Annotated in this window: 18 protein-coding genes; 8 read left to right on the top strand and 10 right to left on the bottom strand. The window is 59.0% G+C overall.

All coding sequences use genetic code 11. The features are described 5' to 3' along the window. The 5 genes from NITMOv2_RS03650 to NITMOv2_RS03630 all read right to left on the bottom strand — a co-directional run bounded on the left by NITMOv2_RS03650 (position 1) and on the right by NITMOv2_RS03630 (position 3,078). Positions 1 to 552 (bottom strand): GNAT family N-acetyltransferase, encoded by a 552-nt coding sequence (locus tag NITMOv2_RS03650; RefSeq protein WP_053378597.1) that lies wholly within the window; start codon positions 550 to 552, stop codon positions 1 to 3. A 111-nt stretch (positions 553 to 663) separates the two neighbouring features. Next, the gene (locus NITMOv2_RS03645) at positions 664 to 1,002 is read right to left on the bottom strand and encodes a type II toxin-antitoxin system PemK/MazF family toxin (RefSeq protein ID WP_053378596.1); all 339 of its coding nucleotides are present in this window, start codon (positions 1,000 to 1,002) and stop codon (positions 664 to 666) included. Continuing rightward, entirely contained in the window at positions 987 to 1,229 is a 243-nt protein-coding gene (locus NITMOv2_RS03640; RefSeq protein ID WP_053378595.1) for a CopG family ribbon-helix-helix protein, read from the bottom strand. Before NITMOv2_RS03640 ends, NITMOv2_RS03645 begins: the two co-directional genes overlap by 16 nt. 170 nt (positions 1,230 to 1,399) lie before the next feature. After that, complete coding sequence (locus tag NITMOv2_RS24180; RefSeq protein ID WP_202967309.1) at positions 1,400 to 1,699, bottom strand: helix-turn-helix domain-containing protein; 300 nt, start codon at positions 1,697 to 1,699, stop codon at positions 1,400 to 1,402. Positions 1,700 to 2,094: 395 nt separating this feature from the next. Further along, complete coding sequence (locus NITMOv2_RS03630; RefSeq protein WP_053378594.1) at positions 2,095 to 3,078, bottom strand: hypothetical protein; 984 nt, start codon at positions 3,076 to 3,078, stop codon at positions 2,095 to 2,097. Positions 3,079 to 3,636: 558 nt separating this feature from the next. Between NITMOv2_RS03630 and istA the strand changes: the two genes are divergently transcribed. Both istA and istB read left to right on the top strand, forming a co-directional pair. Next, a complete protein-coding gene (istA, locus tag NITMOv2_RS03625; protein WP_145976116.1) occupies positions 3,637 to 5,175 on the top strand; it encodes an IS21 family transposase in 1,539 nt (512 codons plus the stop codon). Beyond that, a complete protein-coding gene (gene istB / locus NITMOv2_RS03620) occupies positions 5,175 to 5,939 on the top strand; it encodes an IS21-like element helper ATPase IstB (RefSeq protein ID WP_053378012.1) in 765 nt (254 codons plus the stop codon). The genes istA and istB overlap by 1 nt, the downstream gene beginning before the upstream one ends. A 603-nt stretch (positions 5,940 to 6,542) precedes the next feature. Here istB and NITMOv2_RS03610 read toward each other — a convergent pair. The 4 genes from NITMOv2_RS03610 to NITMOv2_RS23235 all read right to left on the bottom strand — a co-directional run bounded on the left by NITMOv2_RS03610 (position 6,543) and on the right by NITMOv2_RS23235 (position 10,420). Then, positions 6,543 to 7,955 carry a HEPN domain-containing protein gene (locus NITMOv2_RS03610; RefSeq protein ID WP_053378592.1) on the bottom strand — a complete coding sequence of 471 codons (1,413 nt, stop codon included), beginning with the start codon at positions 7,953 to 7,955 and terminating at the stop codon, positions 6,543 to 6,545. 244 nt (positions 7,956 to 8,199) lie between these two features. Next, on the bottom strand, positions 8,200 to 8,580 hold the full coding sequence (locus NITMOv2_RS03605) for a hypothetical protein (RefSeq protein WP_053378591.1): 381 nt from the start codon (positions 8,578 to 8,580) through the stop codon (positions 8,200 to 8,202). 30 nt (positions 8,581 to 8,610) lie between these two features. Continuing rightward, positions 8,611 to 10,107, bottom strand: coding sequence for an AAA family ATPase (locus NITMOv2_RS03600; protein WP_053378590.1), 1,497 nt, complete (start codon positions 10,105 to 10,107; stop codon positions 8,611 to 8,613). Positions 10,108 to 10,138: 31 nt separating this feature from the next. Then, the gene (locus tag NITMOv2_RS23235; protein WP_145976158.1) at positions 10,139 to 10,420 is read right to left on the bottom strand and encodes a hypothetical protein; all 282 of its coding nucleotides are present in this window, start codon (positions 10,418 to 10,420) and stop codon (positions 10,139 to 10,141) included. 850 nt (positions 10,421 to 11,270) lie between these two features. Here NITMOv2_RS23235 and NITMOv2_RS03590 point away from each other — a divergent pair. Beyond that, a complete protein-coding gene (locus NITMOv2_RS03590) occupies positions 11,271 to 12,044 on the top strand; it encodes an OmpA family protein (protein ID WP_053378588.1) in 774 nt (257 codons plus the stop codon). A 99-nt stretch (positions 12,045 to 12,143) separates the two neighbouring features. Here the strand turns inward: NITMOv2_RS03590 and NITMOv2_RS03585 are convergent, their stop codons facing one another. Next, positions 12,144 to 12,644, bottom strand: coding sequence for a thermonuclease family protein (locus NITMOv2_RS03585; RefSeq protein ID WP_053378587.1), 501 nt, complete (start codon positions 12,642 to 12,644; stop codon positions 12,144 to 12,146). A gap of 406 nt (positions 12,645 to 13,050) precedes the next feature. Here NITMOv2_RS03585 and NITMOv2_RS23760 point away from each other — a divergent pair, with 406 nt between their 5' ends. The 5 genes from NITMOv2_RS23760 to pqqE are packed head-to-tail and all read left to right on the top strand — an operon-like array spanning position 13,051 to position 16,199. After that, complete coding sequence (locus NITMOv2_RS23760; RefSeq protein WP_187299353.1) at positions 13,051 to 13,209, top strand: hypothetical protein; 159 nt, start codon at positions 13,051 to 13,053, stop codon at positions 13,207 to 13,209. Positions 13,210 to 13,212: 3 nt separating this feature from the next. Beyond that, entirely contained in the window at positions 13,213 to 14,130 is a 918-nt protein-coding gene (gene pqqB, locus NITMOv2_RS03580) for a pyrroloquinoline quinone biosynthesis protein PqqB (RefSeq protein WP_053378586.1), read from the top strand. Beyond that, positions 14,127 to 14,900: a pyrroloquinoline-quinone synthase PqqC gene (gene pqqC, locus NITMOv2_RS03575; protein ID WP_083447716.1), complete on the top strand. Its 774-nt coding sequence runs from the start codon at positions 14,127 to 14,129 to the stop codon at positions 14,898 to 14,900. Before pqqB ends, pqqC begins: the two co-directional genes overlap by 4 nt. Next, positions 14,821 to 15,120 (top strand): pyrroloquinoline quinone biosynthesis peptide chaperone PqqD, encoded by a 300-nt coding sequence (gene pqqD / locus NITMOv2_RS03570; protein ID WP_053378585.1) that lies wholly within the window; start codon positions 14,821 to 14,823, stop codon positions 15,118 to 15,120. Before pqqC ends, pqqD begins: the two co-directional genes overlap by 80 nt. Further along, entirely contained in the window at positions 15,117 to 16,199 is a 1,083-nt protein-coding gene (pqqE, locus tag NITMOv2_RS03565) for a pyrroloquinoline quinone biosynthesis protein PqqE (RefSeq protein ID WP_053378584.1), read from the top strand. The genes pqqD and pqqE overlap by 4 nt, the downstream gene beginning before the upstream one ends. The last annotated feature ends 17 nt before the right edge of the window (positions 16,200 to 16,216 follow it).

Raw genomic sequence — 16,216 nt, 5'->3', positions numbered from 1 at the left:
TTACTCCTCGACCAGCGACCGAAACATGATGATCGCATTCTGATAGGTTGTATCGTTCTTCCGCACTGCGCCGGGAATGACACCGATCGGTCTGAAGCCGAGCTGCTCCCATAGTCGACGAGCGACGACATTCTCCGAAAAAACGAGATTGAAGATCACGCTCCGATAGCCGAGCTGCCTCGCGTAATCCAGCATGGTTGTACCCAAGAGCCGGCCCAGGCCCTTGCTGCGCCATTCCGGCGCCACGATGAAACCGGCGTTGGCCACATGTCCGGCCCGCCCCGGCCAATTCGGCTTCAGATAGAATGCACCCGCCATCCCGGCAGCCCGGTTCCGATCCGGCACAGAGGCGACGACGGTCTGCTTGCCGCGAAACCAATAGTCTAGGAACTCGCCATGATCCGGAAACCGGTCGTGTGGGTAAGACGTGCCCTCTTCGACGATCACGCGATACAGCGCCTTGAGCGGCTCAATGTCCCGCTGATCTGCGAGCACCAGCGTGACCGGCGAGCCGTCTTGGAGTGCCGCGTGAATGGGAAAGGTCGGGCTCACGGGGACTAGGCCTTGTGGCCGCAGAGATGACAGCGGCCAGTCGGGATCACGAGACGGTGCCGGAGAAAAGACTTTCGGTACATTTTCTGCGGCGTCGGCTGAAGCGCGGTGTTACGCGCCGATGATTTCATTCAGGCCGTCGACGACCTGAGCCAGTTCCTCAACGCGCACCTTTCCGAGTCGCTGGCCGATCCTTTCAACCGCCAGTGTGCGAATCTGGCTGATCTTAACCCATGACTTCTTCGGCAAGCCCTTCGACTGAAGTTCAAGAGTGAGCGGGAAACCGGCTCGTTGAGGTTGGCTCGTGAGCGCTACCGCAATCACCGTGCCGGAGCGTTCATTGAACACATCGTGACTGAGAATCAGCACTGGTCGCCGCCCCGCTTGCTCCTTGCCACGGATCGGGTTGAGATCCGCCCAATAAATCTCTCCCCTCAGTATTCGGGCCATTCCAAAACATCCTCAGACAGGCCTTCCTCGGCGAGGGCTTTTTCGAATGTCGGATCGAGCTTCGCACACTCCCTGGCCAAGCGGCTTTGCTCCATACGTGTGAGTTTTTCCTCCACGGCTTCCTGAATTGCCTGACTCCGGCTGGGAAAGGCAGCTTTCTCCACCAGCTTATCGAGGCGTTCCAAGGTAGCCTCATCGAGAGATATCGCAACTTTTGCTCTAGGCATGTAACACCTCCAGGTATGACCATATGTCATACCCGTATCCTGGTCAAGTCCCCGGCACGTACCCCGGCCACTTTCGTGAAGAGGGAGGACTCTAGCTGACTGTCAGATTAAGTTCTAGCTTTCACACTTAAGAACTCCGCAACCACCCTAACAGTCCGCGGGTTAGTCCCTCATGCGACTCTCAACACCAGGCGTTTGCCGCAAGCCTTGACGTACTTGCGGAGCGTTGCCACAGACGGAGAATGCCTGCCCGTTGCCAATGCGCGCTCAAGCCTCGCGACGGCTGGCGCTTGGGTTCCCATGCGTTCAGCGACCTGGGCCTGTGCCCTGAGCAGCGCATCGAGGATGCGCTCCGAGGCGTTCCACCTCTTCACGAACTTGTTGATAAGTTGCGCGATGAGATTTTCCGAGAAGACCAGGTTGAAGATCACGCTTCGATAGCCGAGTTGCTTGGCGTAATCCAGCATCATTGTACCCAAGAGCCAGCAGAACCTCTGTTCCGTCACTCCGTCGCGACGCTGAAGCCCGCATTCGCCACATGCTTTGCCCGCCCAGGTCAGTTCGGCTTGAGATAAAACGCGCCCGCCATCCCGGCCGCCTGCTCTCGATCCGGCACGTAGACTGCCACCGTCACTTTGTGACGAAACCAATAGTCCATGAACTTTTCGTGATCCGAGAATCGGTCATGTGAATACGAGTTCCCTCCCCCGGCTACCGCGCGATAGAGCGCCTTAAGCGGAGATTTGCGATGATGGGGAAAGGAAGAGCCATAGGCAACGATGCTATTGCTTCCGTTAACGAAACAGGACAATAACTTCCAATTCCTTCCGCCGTTTCACCGAGGTGCAAGATCAATGACCCTAATTTATTTTCCAACCCATCGTTCCGATACACCGAAACTGGCGAGCAGAACGGTGCGCAACGCCTTGAGGGCAGCGCCATGACCATCACTGAGCTCCGTTGGAGCAAGGGTACCAGTGTGGAGAAGACTTCCCCGCAAGTCATAGGCGCGCACAGCCATTTGAGCGGTCGGATGAGCGTCGTCACAGCTGACAGCACCCACGATCTCAAGAATATGCTGGCGAATACGGCTTCTAATAGATCGCTCCTTGCGGAATAAGACCTCTCTGCGCAGCGATTCGATGGCTTCGCACTCTTCCGAGTCCTCGGCGTAGTGCCGAAGCTCCGAGGTCAGTTCCGTATCCCAACGGTCAATTATGGCTTGAGCGACACCGTGCTTGGTGGTTGGCGGCGCCAAGACCTCTAGGACCATCACGAGGGTGAGAAACTTCGCTTGAAGGCTATGTTCTCTATGGTAGTCTGACCAGAGTTCCAGTGCGAGCTTAAGCCTCTTGTCCTCAAAAACACGGCCTACGTCGCGGTGGGACAGGGCACGCTCCAAGTAGGGCGCAATCCTGCTTGCGGGAATCGACTGGTGAACGGTAACGTCTCCGGCGGTTACATAGCGAATATTCTTGTCGACCGGAACCGCCGCTGGCAGGTTCCCGTTAACCAGCCCGTGAACGGGGCCCGAAATCGGAAGGCCGAAGTTCTCGTGGAGCTTCTGTGCGGCGCGCTCCGGATCGTCTGCGTATGTCACCCTGTCCAAAGTAGTTTCGGCCTTGAAGCCCCAGCCCGAAAGAACTGACGCGAGCATTACAGCGCCCCACGCGAATGGGAGCGCCTCGGCAGCGGCTGATTCAGACTCGAAACCCTCTAGGTTCAGAACTACGTACGGCAGGTGTGGCTCCAGGAATGCCTGGATTCCAGACGGGCTAAGCGCGATGGAACTAGCAAAGTTCGTGATCTCGTGTGTTGAACGGAACGGAAACCTAAGCCGATATGTCACCGTCCGGTTGCCTCCCCGGCGTAATGGCGTTGGCGTCGAACCAAGATTATTGTGAAGTTTCAACCTAGTAGGGAGGTTCGTCCGGGCGCCAGCATCTGTGTGGTCTACGTCTGTTTTCGAATTGACCACCAAAGAGATCGCGCCCAACGAGCGCATGAGCCGCCACCGATGATCGCACGAGGGAACCGCCATGGATAAAGCACGTTGGCGGGCGGCTCTTTGCGTTTGTTAGACGACCTGTTCCGATAGATGCAATTCCCCTAAAGTCACTTCAAAACACGAAGCCAGCTCAGAATGCGTATTCCGACCCAAGCCGGCCACTGATTCCGACGCAAGTCGGCCACCCATTCCGACGGAACGCGGCCACTGATTCCGACCGGAAGTCGGCCACTGTTTCGAGTCTCCTCGGAATCGGTGGCCGACATCCCTCGGAATAAGCCGGCGATCCGCCACGGGCTCCTGTCGGAGCCGCCCGCGACACAGGTCCTCCTCAACCTGGGTATCGTGTCCCCTCCATTTACTAGGGGGGAGGGACTGATGCCAGCGGAGCGAGTGACCATGCGAAAAATCAAAGACCTATTGCGACTCAAATGGGCTTGCGGGCTCAGCAACCGACAAGTCGCGGCCAGTTGTGGGGTGGCGCGCAGCACGGTGGCGGAAACGCTCTATCGCGCCACGGCGGCTGGGCTGTCCTGGCCGTTGCCGGAAGAGCTGGATGACGCGCAGCTGGAAACCCGGCTGTATCCGGCGGCCCCCTCGCCGACCAGCCCGCCGCGGGCCATGCCGGACTGGGCCACGGTGCATCAGGAATTGACGCGCAAGGGCGTGACCCTGGCGCTGCTGTGGCAGGAATACAAAGCGCAGCACCCCGACGGCTATCAGTACAGCCGCTTTTGTGATCTCTACGGGGCCTGGCGCGCCACCCTGGATCGGTGTCTGCGGCAGGAGCATCGGGCGGGCGAGAAACTCTTCGTCGATTATGCCGGCCAGACCGTGCCGGTCCAGGATCGGCAGACCGGGACGATTCGACAGGCCCAGATCTTTGTCGCGGTTCTTGGTGCATCGAGCTACACCTATGCCGAGGCGACCTGGACCCAAACGCTCCCCGATTGGACCGGCTCGCATGTCCGGGCCTTCGCCTTCTTGGGCGGTGTGCCGGAAATCCTCGTGCCCGATAATTTACGCAGCGGCGTCACCAAGGCCTGCCGGTATGAACCGGAGCTGAACCCCACCTACGCCGATCTGGCCCGGCACTACGGCGTCGCGGTAATCCCGGCGCGGGTGCGCAAACCGCGGGACAAGGCCAAGGTCGAAGCGGGCGTGCTGCTCGTCGAACGCTGGATCCTGGCCTGCCTGCGGCATCACCCCTTCTTCAGTCTGGCGGAGCTCAATACGGCCATCGCCGCCTGTTTGGACCGGCTGAATCGCCGGCCCTTCAAAAAGCTCCCTGGCTGTCGGCAGTCCCAGTTCGAGGCCGTGGATCGGCCGGCCTTGCAGCCGCTGCCGACCGAGCCCTACGTCTATGCCGAGTGGCGGATCGCCCGAGTGAATATCGATTCGCATCTTGAGGTCGAGGGCCACTACTACAGCGTCCCCTCCGCCTTGGTCCATCAGGCCCTGGATGTCCGGCTCACGGCGGCCACCATCGAGTGTTTCTACAAGGGGCAGCGGGTGGCCAGCCATATGCGGAGTGCCGAGCGCGGCCGCCACACCACGGTCACCGCGCATCTCCCCTCGGCGCACCAACGCTATCTGGCGTGGTCGCCCTCCCGGCTGATCCAGTGGGCGGAGACCGTCGGGCCCGCGACCGGCACCGTCGTGGCCGAACTCCTGGCGCGGCGGCCGCATCCCGAACAAGGCTATCGCTCCTGTCTGGGGATTCTCCGCCTGGAGCGGACGTACAGCGCAGCGCGGTTGGAGGCCGCCTGTCGGCGGGCGCAGGTGCTGGAGGCGTTCACCTATAAGAGCGTGCAGTCCATTTTACAGACCGGCCTCGACCAGCAGCCGCTCCCCGAGCCGGTTCCGACGGTCCCACTCCCGCATGCGCACGACCATCTGCGCGGCACCACCTATTATCAACAGGAAGGAGGGTTCTGATGTTACGTCATCCCACACTCACGGCGCTGGAGGCGATGAAGCTCACCGGCATGGCCACCGCTTTGGCGGAACAACTGGAGATGCCTGAGGTGCAGCGGCTCAGCTTCGAGGAACGACTGGGGCTGCTCGTCGATCGCGAGTGCACGGTCCGGGACAATCACCGGTTGGCGCGGCGGCTGGCCCAGGCCCGGTTCCCCGGCAGTGCCACCTTGGAAGATCTCGATTATCGCCATCCGCGGGGGCTGGAGAAAAGCGTCATCGCGTCCCTGGCTACGGGGCAGTGGATTCGTCAGCATGACAATGTGTTGATTGTGGGGCCCACCGGCGCGGGCAAGACGTATCTGGCCTGTGCGTTGGCCCAGATGGCTTGCCGGCTGGGCTGCTCCGCCTTGTATTTGCGACTGCCGCGGTTCTTCCGGGAGCTGGCGGTGGCCAAAGGCGATGGCCGCTATGGGCGCCTGCTCCGGAGTCTCGCGAAGACGGACCTCGTGGTCCTCGATGATTGGGGGCTGGCTCCCTTAACTGACGAACAGCGCCGCGATCTGTTGGAACTCCTTGATGATCGCCACGGGCGGCGGGCCACCCTCGTGGCCAGTCAACTCCCGATCGATCACTGGCATACGGCGATCGGGGAGCCGACGCTGGCCGATGCCATTCTTGACCGGCTCGTGCACAACGCCTATAAGATCACGCTCAAAGGAGAATCGATGCGCAAACGGCTGGCAAAATCGGACGGAAGTCGGCCACTGAAGACAGACCACTGAGGCCCTGCGTCGCGGGGCTCCGAGGGGTGGCCGGATTCGCTCGGAATCGGTGGCCGGATTCAGCGGAATACACATCAGAATACATCTCTAGGAAGTACGTCCAGGCATCGTGATCTATGGGGGCAGCGATGGTTGCGTCTTCTTGACTTCAATATAGATTCGATTTTCGTTGGAAGCTTTGGATCGAAGTACGATATCGGGCGTCATCCCGCCAATGATTTCAAGCATGAACTTTGGATGTAGGTTCCATCGGCTGTCGTCTTCGATTACCTCATAAGTCTTGTGACCGATTAGATCGAACAAATTCTTCGCGTCGGAAGTGGAATTATGAATGGAGAATTGTGCAGGCATATCCACGAGTGTCATTCCAGCTCAGAGCATTACGCACAGTCGGCGTTCAAGATCTTTCTCCGTCATAGTGCCTCAACTCGCTTGGCCACTAACTTCTGTTCAGCGGCGGGGCGCGCAACGGACCGCCGGAACTGGTTGTTAGGCCGACTCAAATGGTTCCTGGAACCTTTATCTTTTGGAACCTTTACCTTTTTCCAATTCAAACCTATCTTTTTACCGGAACCTTTATCTATTTACCGCCATGGTGCTCATTTACGGGTTGGGATTCGAGAACACGAGCGTGTCCCAATACTCGGCTTGGCGCATCTTCTTCCCGTCTTCCTTCATCGAAAGCGCCTTGCGCAGCCCGATCCGCACAAGCTCTTCAATGGCGTCAATGAAGGTCGACAACTTGGTGGACTGGTTGTCGGGCAGGCGGGTCTCCTTCGGCGAACCACCGTGCACGATCGAGCTCCTGGCGTCATAGGCTTGGCGCATTATGCGAAAGACGTCATGCTCACCGTAGTTCGGGTGTTCTATGAATTTGGCAGCGCGTAGCGCGAAGCGGAAACGCAACTCCCCACGGTCCTGTATGTTGAGATCACCCAAGAACAGCGACTCCGCTGCAATAACGAAATCGACGATCCGGTCGGCAAGGAGGCCGCGGTCGAAGGCTAGGTTGAAGCGGTGAATACTGAAGCCGAACCGCTTAGCTCCTTCCTCTAGCAGACGCCACAGTTCGAGAAACTGCGGGACTTCACCTTCCGATAACTCGAACTTTCCCCAGTACGGCCACTGCCCGAGCACTCGAAATGATGTTCCGTCTTTCAACCAATGGGAATCGGTCCAACTCGCGCAACCTGCGGCACGAATCTGGGTGTGCTTAAGGAGTCGCAATGCCGAAAGAACATCATCTATTACGAGATCGTCTCGAAAAAGAGGACGATTGCCGAAGCTACCCTCATCCACCGCCTCTGGCGGCTTATGTGGTTCGTCATCTCGCCGAATCAGTTTAGGCAAGAACGTTGTCCTCCGAATTCCCACGGCGACATCGCCGTAGATAAGCGGAGACCGCAGCGAATCAGGCCGAATCACACCAACCTGATAACAGCGAGTCACCTCATCGTCAGTTAGGCGGTCGAGGACTAGCTCGTTGTTCAGCCGGAGTGGAAACGCCGGGATAACTAGACGTGGAAGCGGCGCAACCATCTTGGAAGCAATCTGACTTGCTCCAAAAAAGCTTGCCAATTCCCGCCACTTACCATGGAATCGCTCGTCGGTGAACGCAAGACGTCCTTCGTCGTCGAGGGCCGCATACATGAGGGACTTCAGGATGTTGTTTGCCTCAAGGCGGGAGGATGACATGCTGGTGCCTACCAAACGATCCAGATGCGGCCCGACAACCACATCGGATTTCAGGCACTCAACGCACGTTTGATAACCAGGCAGCGAGCGGAGCCACTCGTCACTTAGCATCGGCCACAACGTCCGCAAACGCTTTTTTCGCTCGCGGAAGTGGCCATCGGTCCCACGCTCCCATCGGGCGCCATCCTCAAATTCTGGTGCCGAATCCTTCAGTGCCTCGGAGAGATGCGATACCGCATCGCGCACGAAGTCACGAAGGACGCGCTCAGTCTGAGTGCTGATCGGTCCCGGATGTGCGCCAGTCTGTGGTTGCGTAGTCATGCGGTGTTTTGTTCGTCCCGAGAGGAACAAAGGGTCTGACCCCTTTGTCTCTAACAATTCAAACAACCCTGCACCGAAGGCTTTAGTATGATGGTTGCCAAGATTTGGCCCCAGAGCAACCATCCTCCGCGTGAGCACGATGTAGCGAGCAGCCAATGTGTCAGGCGGAGCTGTCCAATCGCTGAGGTTCTAGCTATCAAACAAAATAGGTCAATAGCCATGCCAGACCAGAGAGGTTATCGTATTATCGCGGGCAGACCTGACCGAGTGCATTCCCCATGGTAATGAAGAGGAGTTCCTTTGCTTTGGTAGGGTGTTGACGAAGATAGTCATCCGTCAATGCCTTGAGCTGGTCGGAGGTGACGTTGCTTTTTCGAACGCACACTGCGATATAGCGTGTCACTGAACTGATTACTTCAAGAGTACGGGCCCTTTCTTCAGAAAGGGCCCCACCAGCAAGAAGAGACGTTCCCCAGACTGTTTCCGCTTCCAAGTGACCTGCGGCATACCCTCGTTTGAATTCCTCGGATTGTTTCAGCCATGTATTGCCATCCATCTCCGCCAAAACCGGACATACCAGCATAAGAATCCCCAAGAACAACCCTACTGCCAACCTTTGTTTCATGAGATTCTCCGATCAAGCCTAGAAGCACAATTACTGTGCGATGCCGCAATGAGGCGAGTTACGAGGCAGGTACTCATCTGAAACGACCCGAACACTGATCCCGGTCATCTCCTTGACGAAGTCTTGATGAAGCTGCATCGTCGCAACGAAGTTGGTTTCGTCTCGAACGATAGCCACGTACCCATCCCGGCCCGGAACATCTGGCATGCCTTGCTTCACAACCGGAGGTTCCTGCCAGAATCTGCATGACACGCCCATTACTCTTGCTTCTTTGCATGCACGGGCCTTGTCATACCAACCATTGTCAATCCTAGGATATTTGTATAGCGGTGGTTCGCCAAAGACCTCGCCAACCGGGAATATCCGTCTCAGTGGGAACCAATCGTCGTCGAAATACCCATACAGAAAGCTCTGAAATGAATCTCGACCTTCCCAAGTAGCCTTTCCACCCAAATAGCATTGAAATGGCTCCGTGCCTCGTCGAGGCACCATTTCTTCTGTAGGGACTCTAGTCCCCTCAAATGTCACCAGAAAAGCAAGATTCGCAACCTTGTCTTGAAAAGATTGGGCGGTTTCTAGATACCTACCCAATCGCACCAAAGTTACGGTTGCCTCAGAACTCATGCGCTCGCCGATGCGCAATGATTGTTGATCACTGGGGCCGTGCGGAAACCACACCCTCACATCAAAACGCACGGTGCCCTCTAACTTCTGTGCTACGTGAAACACTGTCTCGTAGAGCGTCTCAGATACTTGAATGCTAATCGGCACCTTGACGGCTACGACATCTTTTTGTCCGGAAACCGCCACTGCTTTGATGTCTCCGACTTTCACAAGAAGTCCGCGATCTTCAATAGTCTTCAGTAAGTCGTCGATGATGTCCTTGTCGCGGCTGACTGATTCGACCAACTGCTCGCCGGAAACCAAGCGCTTCAAGAGATCCGCCTCTCGCTGCTGGACTCGGGCAAATACTTTCGCTTCATCACGAATTTGACTCAACATTGCGTCACGCGCTGGCCCTTGCGGAGCCTTCGCTGCACGTTGTTTCCAGCCCTCCAGCTCGCGGCTCAGCCTCGTATATTCAGCCTGGAGCTGAGTGTACTCCGCCACCACATTGTTCCCCTTGATGCGCTGTGCCAGCTCCTCCATCTTGTCTGTGGTGACCCTCGCCTTGATCTTCGTATGGAAACGGAGTCCATCGTCGACAAGACTTCGAGTTTTCTCCAGAACCTCCACCTGGAGCAACCCGCCAGTGACGGTCTGGATTTCCTCAGTCGTCAAATCAAGGTTCTGCACTTTGGTATAACTCTGCACGTACGTGCCCGCCTCCTCCAACGCTGCCTGCTTCGCTTTCTGGAGCGCCCTGGTCTCTGCAAAATCAGGTGTCTCCCCATCTCCCATTATGTATGTGCCTTCGGTAGTCAGAGTCTTTGTTTCAGCGAACGCTCCAGACATACTAAAGCAGAACAACAGGAGGGGAGTGCCAAGAAAACGAATGATCATGGAACCAGTCTTTTCGTTGAGCATAAAGCCGCCTGAACCGCCTATAAGGCTATCCTCATTTACAAGCAAACTGTATTTCTGCTGATGCAGAGGATTGCAGTGGCGCATAATCTTGCGCGGTGGAATTTAGCGGGACTAGCGTTTTCCCCTTACTTGCACAGAACGCATTTGCTTCTCGAAATAGCTCAGCTTTTATGACTCCGCCAGAATACGCCATCCAATCTTGCTTCGAATACATGTACGTATCTGGGGCGATTTCAACAATACCAGTATCCGTCGATGCACAACCCTGAAAGATGATTAAGACGATTGCACTCATCGAAATTGACTGCTTCATGATTTCTTCATCGGGAAGGTGCTATGGATTCCGAGCTCATACTGTTACGAGGCTCATGGGTTTGTGCCTCGTCACCTATTGATCAGCCATAAGTATGTAACGATGTATATGAAAGAACTGTATGCGTAATACTGGCGTGTCTTAGATACCGAGGAGGCCGTGAAGCGAACGGTGATAGCGTCGTTGCCAGCAAGCGCGAGCATCGCTTCAAATTCCTTCTGTTGCTTCTTGCTGATCACAAACAACCATCCTGAAACGAGAACAATCTGCCAAAGAAAAAAGGCGTGAAAGTCCAAGGCATAGAGCAGCCATCCGACAAGCATGCTGTAACAGACGAGCAGAGGGGAGAGCCCTCAAGAAATACGCATGGTAAGTCGTCAATAAGAAAATCTGCATCAAAATAAGGTGACTAACCAAGAGGAAAACCAAAAATCCTATAATTTGCATCCCTCGACCCCCGAGATCTTTTAGGTACTTTGTTCAATTTATCCTTGCAACAAAAGCGCTCTCGGAAATCTGTCGCGGGGGCGAGCTTACTGCAAAATCCCATACTAATCCACCGCTCCATCGGACCCCTTATGCGGGTCCATCCCCGCATCCCATGATGGAGGCCGCTTCCCCGCATCCTTAATTAATTCGCTTCGTCCGCTGAACCTCTGAATTTTCCTCACGGTTTCTTCGCTTCACTCGCTTTACCACACCGGCACTCCGGTTGCTCAAACAGTCCTCTGTCGGCGCATTGAACCAACGGCTGGAAAGGGGGTGAGGATGGAGCAAGCCGCAACCGCGGTCCTCAATTTTGAATGTTGAATGTTTAATTTTGAATTTCACGACAAGGAGGAGTGCCATCATGCAGAAAGGTCCATCGCAGGTGTCGTCAGGGAACATCGCCCCCACCGTTCTGGGGCCTCAGAAGGAGACGAAGGAAGTCATGCTTCTGGCTGGGCTCGTGCTGTTTCTCGGAGGGCTGATCGCAGCGGCGTGGTATTACGGGCAACTGGCCGAACCGGTGAAGATGACCCCGGTTACGGACCGGGCCGAGAACGCCAACGTCTCGGATCTCCTCAAGAAGGCCAGCGTGCTGAACCAGGCCGAGGCTTCTACCACTCAGCCCACCCCGGTTACGGCCCCCGTGGTCTCGCCGGCGGATATCATCCATGCCGATGTGTACTTCGAAGTGGGCCGGAGGGGATTGACGGATGAGGCCAAGGCGCAGCTCGCTGCCCAGGCGGCCATGCTAAAGCAGCATGAGGACTACGGCGTGCTGATCCAGGGCTACACCGACCAGCAGGGGTCGGCGAGCTACAACATGACGCTGGGCCTCAAGCGCGCGGAGACCGTGAAAGCCGAACTGGTCAACGCCGGCATCGCCGAACATCGCATCAAAACCGTGAGCCTGGGTGAAGAGGGCGTGCTGTGCGTGGACAACAGCGATATCTGCCGCCACATGAACCGCCGGGTGCATCTCGATATTCGCAAGATTGGCCTGGAACACATGGCGGCGCCGGCCGTCGGCGCGACCGCCACCGAGCCGGCAAAGACCGAAGAGATCGGCTCCAGCACCGAAGGCCTCGTTCCTTCTGATCGGCCGGCTGGTCCGGCCGAACCACCCACCGGCAGCTAGCGATCTCGACACCGGGCCCTGGACGGAGCCGTCGGCTTCTCCAGGGCCGCCCGGATAGTGTTACGAACGGATAGAAGGGAAGGGAGAATGGAGGAGAAGTTAATTGGAGAATTTCCGGCCGGTCTTCTTCGCGGCTTTCCACTTCCAGGGCGGGACCGGATGCGGGTCGGACCAGAGCCCTTTGCCTTCGGCGCGCGCCAATTCTTCCAGGTCGCCGAGGCTGCGGTCCCCCGACTTCGATGGGCGCCACCAGGCCAGTCCCTCTTTCACCAACTCCAGGCTCACGTTGCGGCCGTCTTGCAGAAAGACCTCGGCCGTGAGCCGTCCCTTCGAATCTTTCTGGAGAGCCCGCACGACGACTTCCCGGCCGCCGATATAGGCCGCGGTCGCATGCTTGGCCTGCCGGCCGTAGGGCTGCTTGAGCTCGGGGCAATCGATGTCTTTGAGCGAGACGATGTGATGGCGGCCCTTGTGGTAGATGGTCACCCGGTCGCCTTCATGGACCGCCACGACCCGCGCCATGAATTCAGCCGACGAGAGAGCGGGCCAGAGGACCAATGCCGCCACGACCGCCTGGATCGATAGAGCTTTACACAGCATGCCCTATGCTAGCGCGGAGCCGCCGGATGGCCAAGCACTTCTCCGGATTCCTGCCGTATCGGCGCCCGGCGGCATGGGGTTGGAGGTGGGGTCCTCCCGAGGCAGAGAGGCAAGCCCGGACCCGGTGAGCAGCCGGAGCCGGGTTCCCCACCATGAAAGTTGGCCTCAAAAGCTGGTTGTCGTTCGCGATACTGCCCGCTGCATGACGTATCGGAATATTAGGGTTTACTCTTTAATGGATATGACTGCACACCTTCCCTTTCCACCGGCGCGTGGGGACAATTTGTCCTCAAGCCCGCGCATGTTGTCCCCGAGCATGGGCGTCTTTACAGATTTCTTACGTTTGTGCCACCCTGCTGATGGCGCACGAATTGCTCCCGTCTTCAACTCGACCAGGAGGTCGCACATGAGCTGGGAAACTCCGTCCTATGTTGAAGTCAATATGAGCTCGGAGATCGGCGCGTATCAGGACGATTTCGAGGAGCGCGTCCCCTTGCCGGGCGACGCCGCTTTGCGCGAGACCGCTCAACAGCCCGGCCGCCACCTCACCGGCCGCGAGGGTTGAGCCGTGCTCGTCCATGTGCTCGGGTCCGCGGCGGGAGGCGGCTTCCCGCAGTGGAACTGCGCCTGCCTCAATTGCCGCGGCGTCCGGAACGGTACGATCCAAGCCACGGCGCGGACACAAAGCTCGGTGGCCGTGCAAGGCGCGGAGGGAAGCTGGTTCCTCATCCATGCCTCGCCGGATATCCGCGCTCAGCTGGCCGCGCTTCCCGCCCTTCATCCGCGCACGCTGCGTGACACCCCGCTCGCCGGCCTGCTCCTCACCAACGGGGATCTGGACCAAACGCTCGGTCTCTTCTCGCTCCGCGAAGGGCAACCGTTGCACCTCTATGCGACGGATTCGGTCCGCCGCGCCGTCAGGGACGGCAATGTCTTCTCCCGGGCATTCGACCGGATGCCCGGGCACGTCACCTGGCACGAGTTGAAACTGGATGTGAGCCAGCCGCTGCTCGGCGGCGATGGCCGGCCCTCCCTCTGGGCGACCGCCCTCGCTGTACCGGGCAAGGTGCCGCTGTACTTGGAATCGATCGCGACGCCGCAGCCGGACATGAATATCGCGCTGCTGATTCGCGACCCGGCAAACGGGCGCACCCTGGGCTACGCGCCCTGCGTCGGAGCGCACGACCCGGCGGTGGACCGGCTCTTGGGTGAAGCCGACTGCCTGTTCTTTGACGGGACCTTTTGGGCGGAGGACGAGCTGCCCGTGCAAGGGCTTGGAAGAAAAACCGCACGGGACATGGCGCATTGGCCGGTCGGAGGACCGAACGGCAGTCTCGCGGCGCTGGAAAAAGCGCGAGCCCGACGCAAGATTCTCATCCACCTCAACAACAGCAATCCGCTCCTGCGGGACGATACGGCGGAGCGGCGCGAAGTCGAAGCCGCCGGCGTTGACGTCGCGTACGACGGCATGGAGGTCGAACTATGACGAGCGACCTTCACGCGCCGCTGCCCGCCGACGTCTTCGTCGAGCGCCTGCGACAGGAAGGGCTCCAACGGTATCACCATGAGCATCCCTTCCATGTGCTGATGCACGAAGGCCGGCTGAGCCCGCATCAATTGCAACAATGGGTCGTGAATCGCTACTACTATCAAACCCGCATACCGATCAAAGACGCCTTGATCCTCGCCAAATCGGAAGACCCGGCGTTTCGCCGGACCTGGATCCACCGCCTCCACGATCACGACGGCCATGGTCCTGACGACGGAGGCCTGTCCCAGTGGCAGCGCCTGGCAGCGGCGGTCGGTGTAGACAGCGCGCTTCTGACCAGTTTCCAGGCCGTCTTGCCGGGCGTGCGGTTCGCCTGCGACGGGTATGTGTCCTTTGTACGGGAGGCGAGCTTGCTCGAGGCCGTGGCTTCCTCATTGACCGAGCTGTTCGCGCCCGACCTGATGGCGAAACGGATCGCGGCCTGGGAGCGGCATTACCCCTGGGTGGACCGGCAGGCCTTGGACTATTTCCGCAGCCGGGTGCCGCGCGCGACGCGGGACGCCGGCGAAGCGTTGGAATTCGTCGCCGCTCAGGCCGCGACGCGCGAGCAGCAGCAGCAGTGCCTGGACGCCTTGACGCGCAAGACGGAGATCCTGCGCCATCTGCTCGACTGTCTGTACAACACCTATGTCGTACCTGAACGGCAGGACGCCGATCACCGAGCTGAGCCGTCCGAAGCTGGCTGCGAAAGCGCGCCTGCGCGTTGACCGCCGCGACGGCCGGCTGTGGCTGCTCTATCCGGAACAGGGGCTGCTCCTGAACCGGACGGCCGGGGAAACGCTCCGGCTGTGCACCGGCCGGCTGACCGTCGCCGCGATCGTCGACCGGCTGGCCGGACGGCATGGGGAGGACCGGCGGGAAGCTGTTCAAGCCGACGTGCTGCGCTTGCTCGACGACCTTTCGGCGAAGGGATTGCTCGACACGTGAATCGCCCCTACACGCTCATCGCCGAGCTCACCTATCGCTGCCCGCTCGCCTGCGGCTATTGCTCGAATCCTGTCGACTATGGAGGACGGACGCCGCTCGACACAGCCGCCTGGCGGCGGATCTTTCGTGAAGCCGAGGAACTCGGCATCGTCCAACTCAATCTGACCGGCGGGGAGCCGCTGTTACGGGACGATCTGGCCCCCCTCATCACCGAAGCGCGACGTGTTGATTTGTATGTGAATCTGATTACCAGCGGCATTCCGCTCGACCGCAATCGCGTCGCGCGGTTGCGTGACGCCGGTTTGGATGCCGTACAACTGTCGTGGCAATCCACCGATCCAGACGAATGCAACGAGCTGGCCGGCATGGCGGTCTATGACCGGAAGCTCGCCGCGGCGCAATGGATCGTGGAATCGGGATTGCTGTTGACGCTCAACGTGGTGCTGCATCGGCGCAACCTCCATCGCGTCAATGAGATGATCAGCCTGGCCGAAACGCTGGGCGCCCACCGGCTTGAACTGGCGAACGTCCAATATGCCGGCTGGGCGCTGGTGAACCGCCTCGCATTGCTGCCGACCAGGGAACAGCTGGATCGTGCGCGGGCGGCGGCGGAAGCGGCTCGCAGCCGGCTCGGCGGGAGGATGGACATCCTCTTCGTCACGCCGGACTGGTATGCGGACGTGCCGCGTCCCTGCATGGACGGGTGGGGACGCCGCTTCATCGTCGTGGCTCCGGACGGCGCCGTCCTGCCGTGTCATGCAGCCCAGACGATTCCCGGCCTGCCGCTCGACTATGCGACGAGCCGGTCGCTGACGGACATTTGGGAGCACTCTGAGCTGTTCAACCTCTTTCGCGGCGAGGAGTGGATGCCGTCGCCCTGCCGTACCTGCGAGCGGCGGGCGATCGACTACGGCGGTTGCCGCTGCCAGGCTTTTCACCTCACGGGCGATCTCGCGGCCACCGACCCCGCCTGTCGCTGGTCGCCCGCCCATTCGCTCGTGCAACAGGCCCGCCTCGACGCCGATCGTCTTGCATCCGAGCCGTTGATCCAACCGCGATTGCTGAAGAACGTCTCGTAAAGTCTGCAGCGGAGGAC

Origin of the sequence: Nitrospira moscoviensis (genome assembly GCF_001273775.1) — a bacterium.
GTDB lineage: Bacteria > Nitrospirota > Nitrospiria > Nitrospirales > Nitrospiraceae > Nitrospira_D > Nitrospira_D moscoviensis.
The sequence above is the reverse complement of the archived record's forward strand: the minus strand, read 5'-3'. Positions and strand labels throughout refer to the sequence as shown.

Coding starts and splice junctions, on each gene's coding strand:
- NITMOv2_RS23235 (WP_145976158.1), bottom strand. CDS start 10,420: ATGAAGCAGTCAATTTCGATGAGTGCAATCGTCTTAATCATCTTTCAG.
- NITMOv2_RS03600 (WP_053378590.1), bottom strand. CDS start 10,107: ATGCTCAACGAAAAGACTGGTTCCATGATCATTCGTTTTCTTGGCACT.
- NITMOv2_RS23760 (WP_187299353.1), top strand. CDS start 13,051: ATGAGCTGGGAAACTCCGTCCTATGTTGAAGTCAATATGAGCTCGGAG.
- NITMOv2_RS03640 (WP_053378595.1), bottom strand. CDS start 1,229: ATGCCTAGAGCAAAAGTTGCGATATCTCTCGATGAGGCTACCTTGGAA.
- pqqC (WP_083447716.1), top strand. CDS start 14,127: ATGACGAGCGACCTTCACGCGCCGCTGCCCGCCGACGTCTTCGTCGAG.
- istA (WP_145976116.1), top strand. CDS start 3,637: ATGCGAAAAATCAAAGACCTATTGCGACTCAAATGGGCTTGCGGGCTC.
- NITMOv2_RS03590 (WP_053378588.1), top strand. CDS start 11,271: ATGCAGAAAGGTCCATCGCAGGTGTCGTCAGGGAACATCGCCCCCACC.
- NITMOv2_RS03645 (WP_053378596.1), bottom strand. CDS start 1,002: ATGGCCCGAATACTGAGGGGAGAGATTTATTGGGCGGATCTCAACCCG.
- pqqD (WP_053378585.1), top strand. CDS start 14,821: ATGTCGTACCTGAACGGCAGGACGCCGATCACCGAGCTGAGCCGTCCG.
- NITMOv2_RS03610 (WP_053378592.1), bottom strand. CDS start 7,955: ATGACTACGCAACCACAGACTGGCGCACATCCGGGACCGATCAGCACT.
- NITMOv2_RS03605 (WP_053378591.1), bottom strand. CDS start 8,580: ATGAAACAAAGGTTGGCAGTAGGGTTGTTCTTGGGGATTCTTATGCTG.
- istB (WP_053378012.1), top strand. CDS start 5,175: ATGTTACGTCATCCCACACTCACGGCGCTGGAGGCGATGAAGCTCACC.
- NITMOv2_RS03585 (WP_053378587.1), bottom strand. CDS start 12,644: ATGCTGTGTAAAGCTCTATCGATCCAGGCGGTCGTGGCGGCATTGGTC.
- NITMOv2_RS24180 (WP_202967309.1), bottom strand. CDS start 1,699: ATGATGCTGGATTACGCCAAGCAACTCGGCTATCGAAGCGTGATCTTC.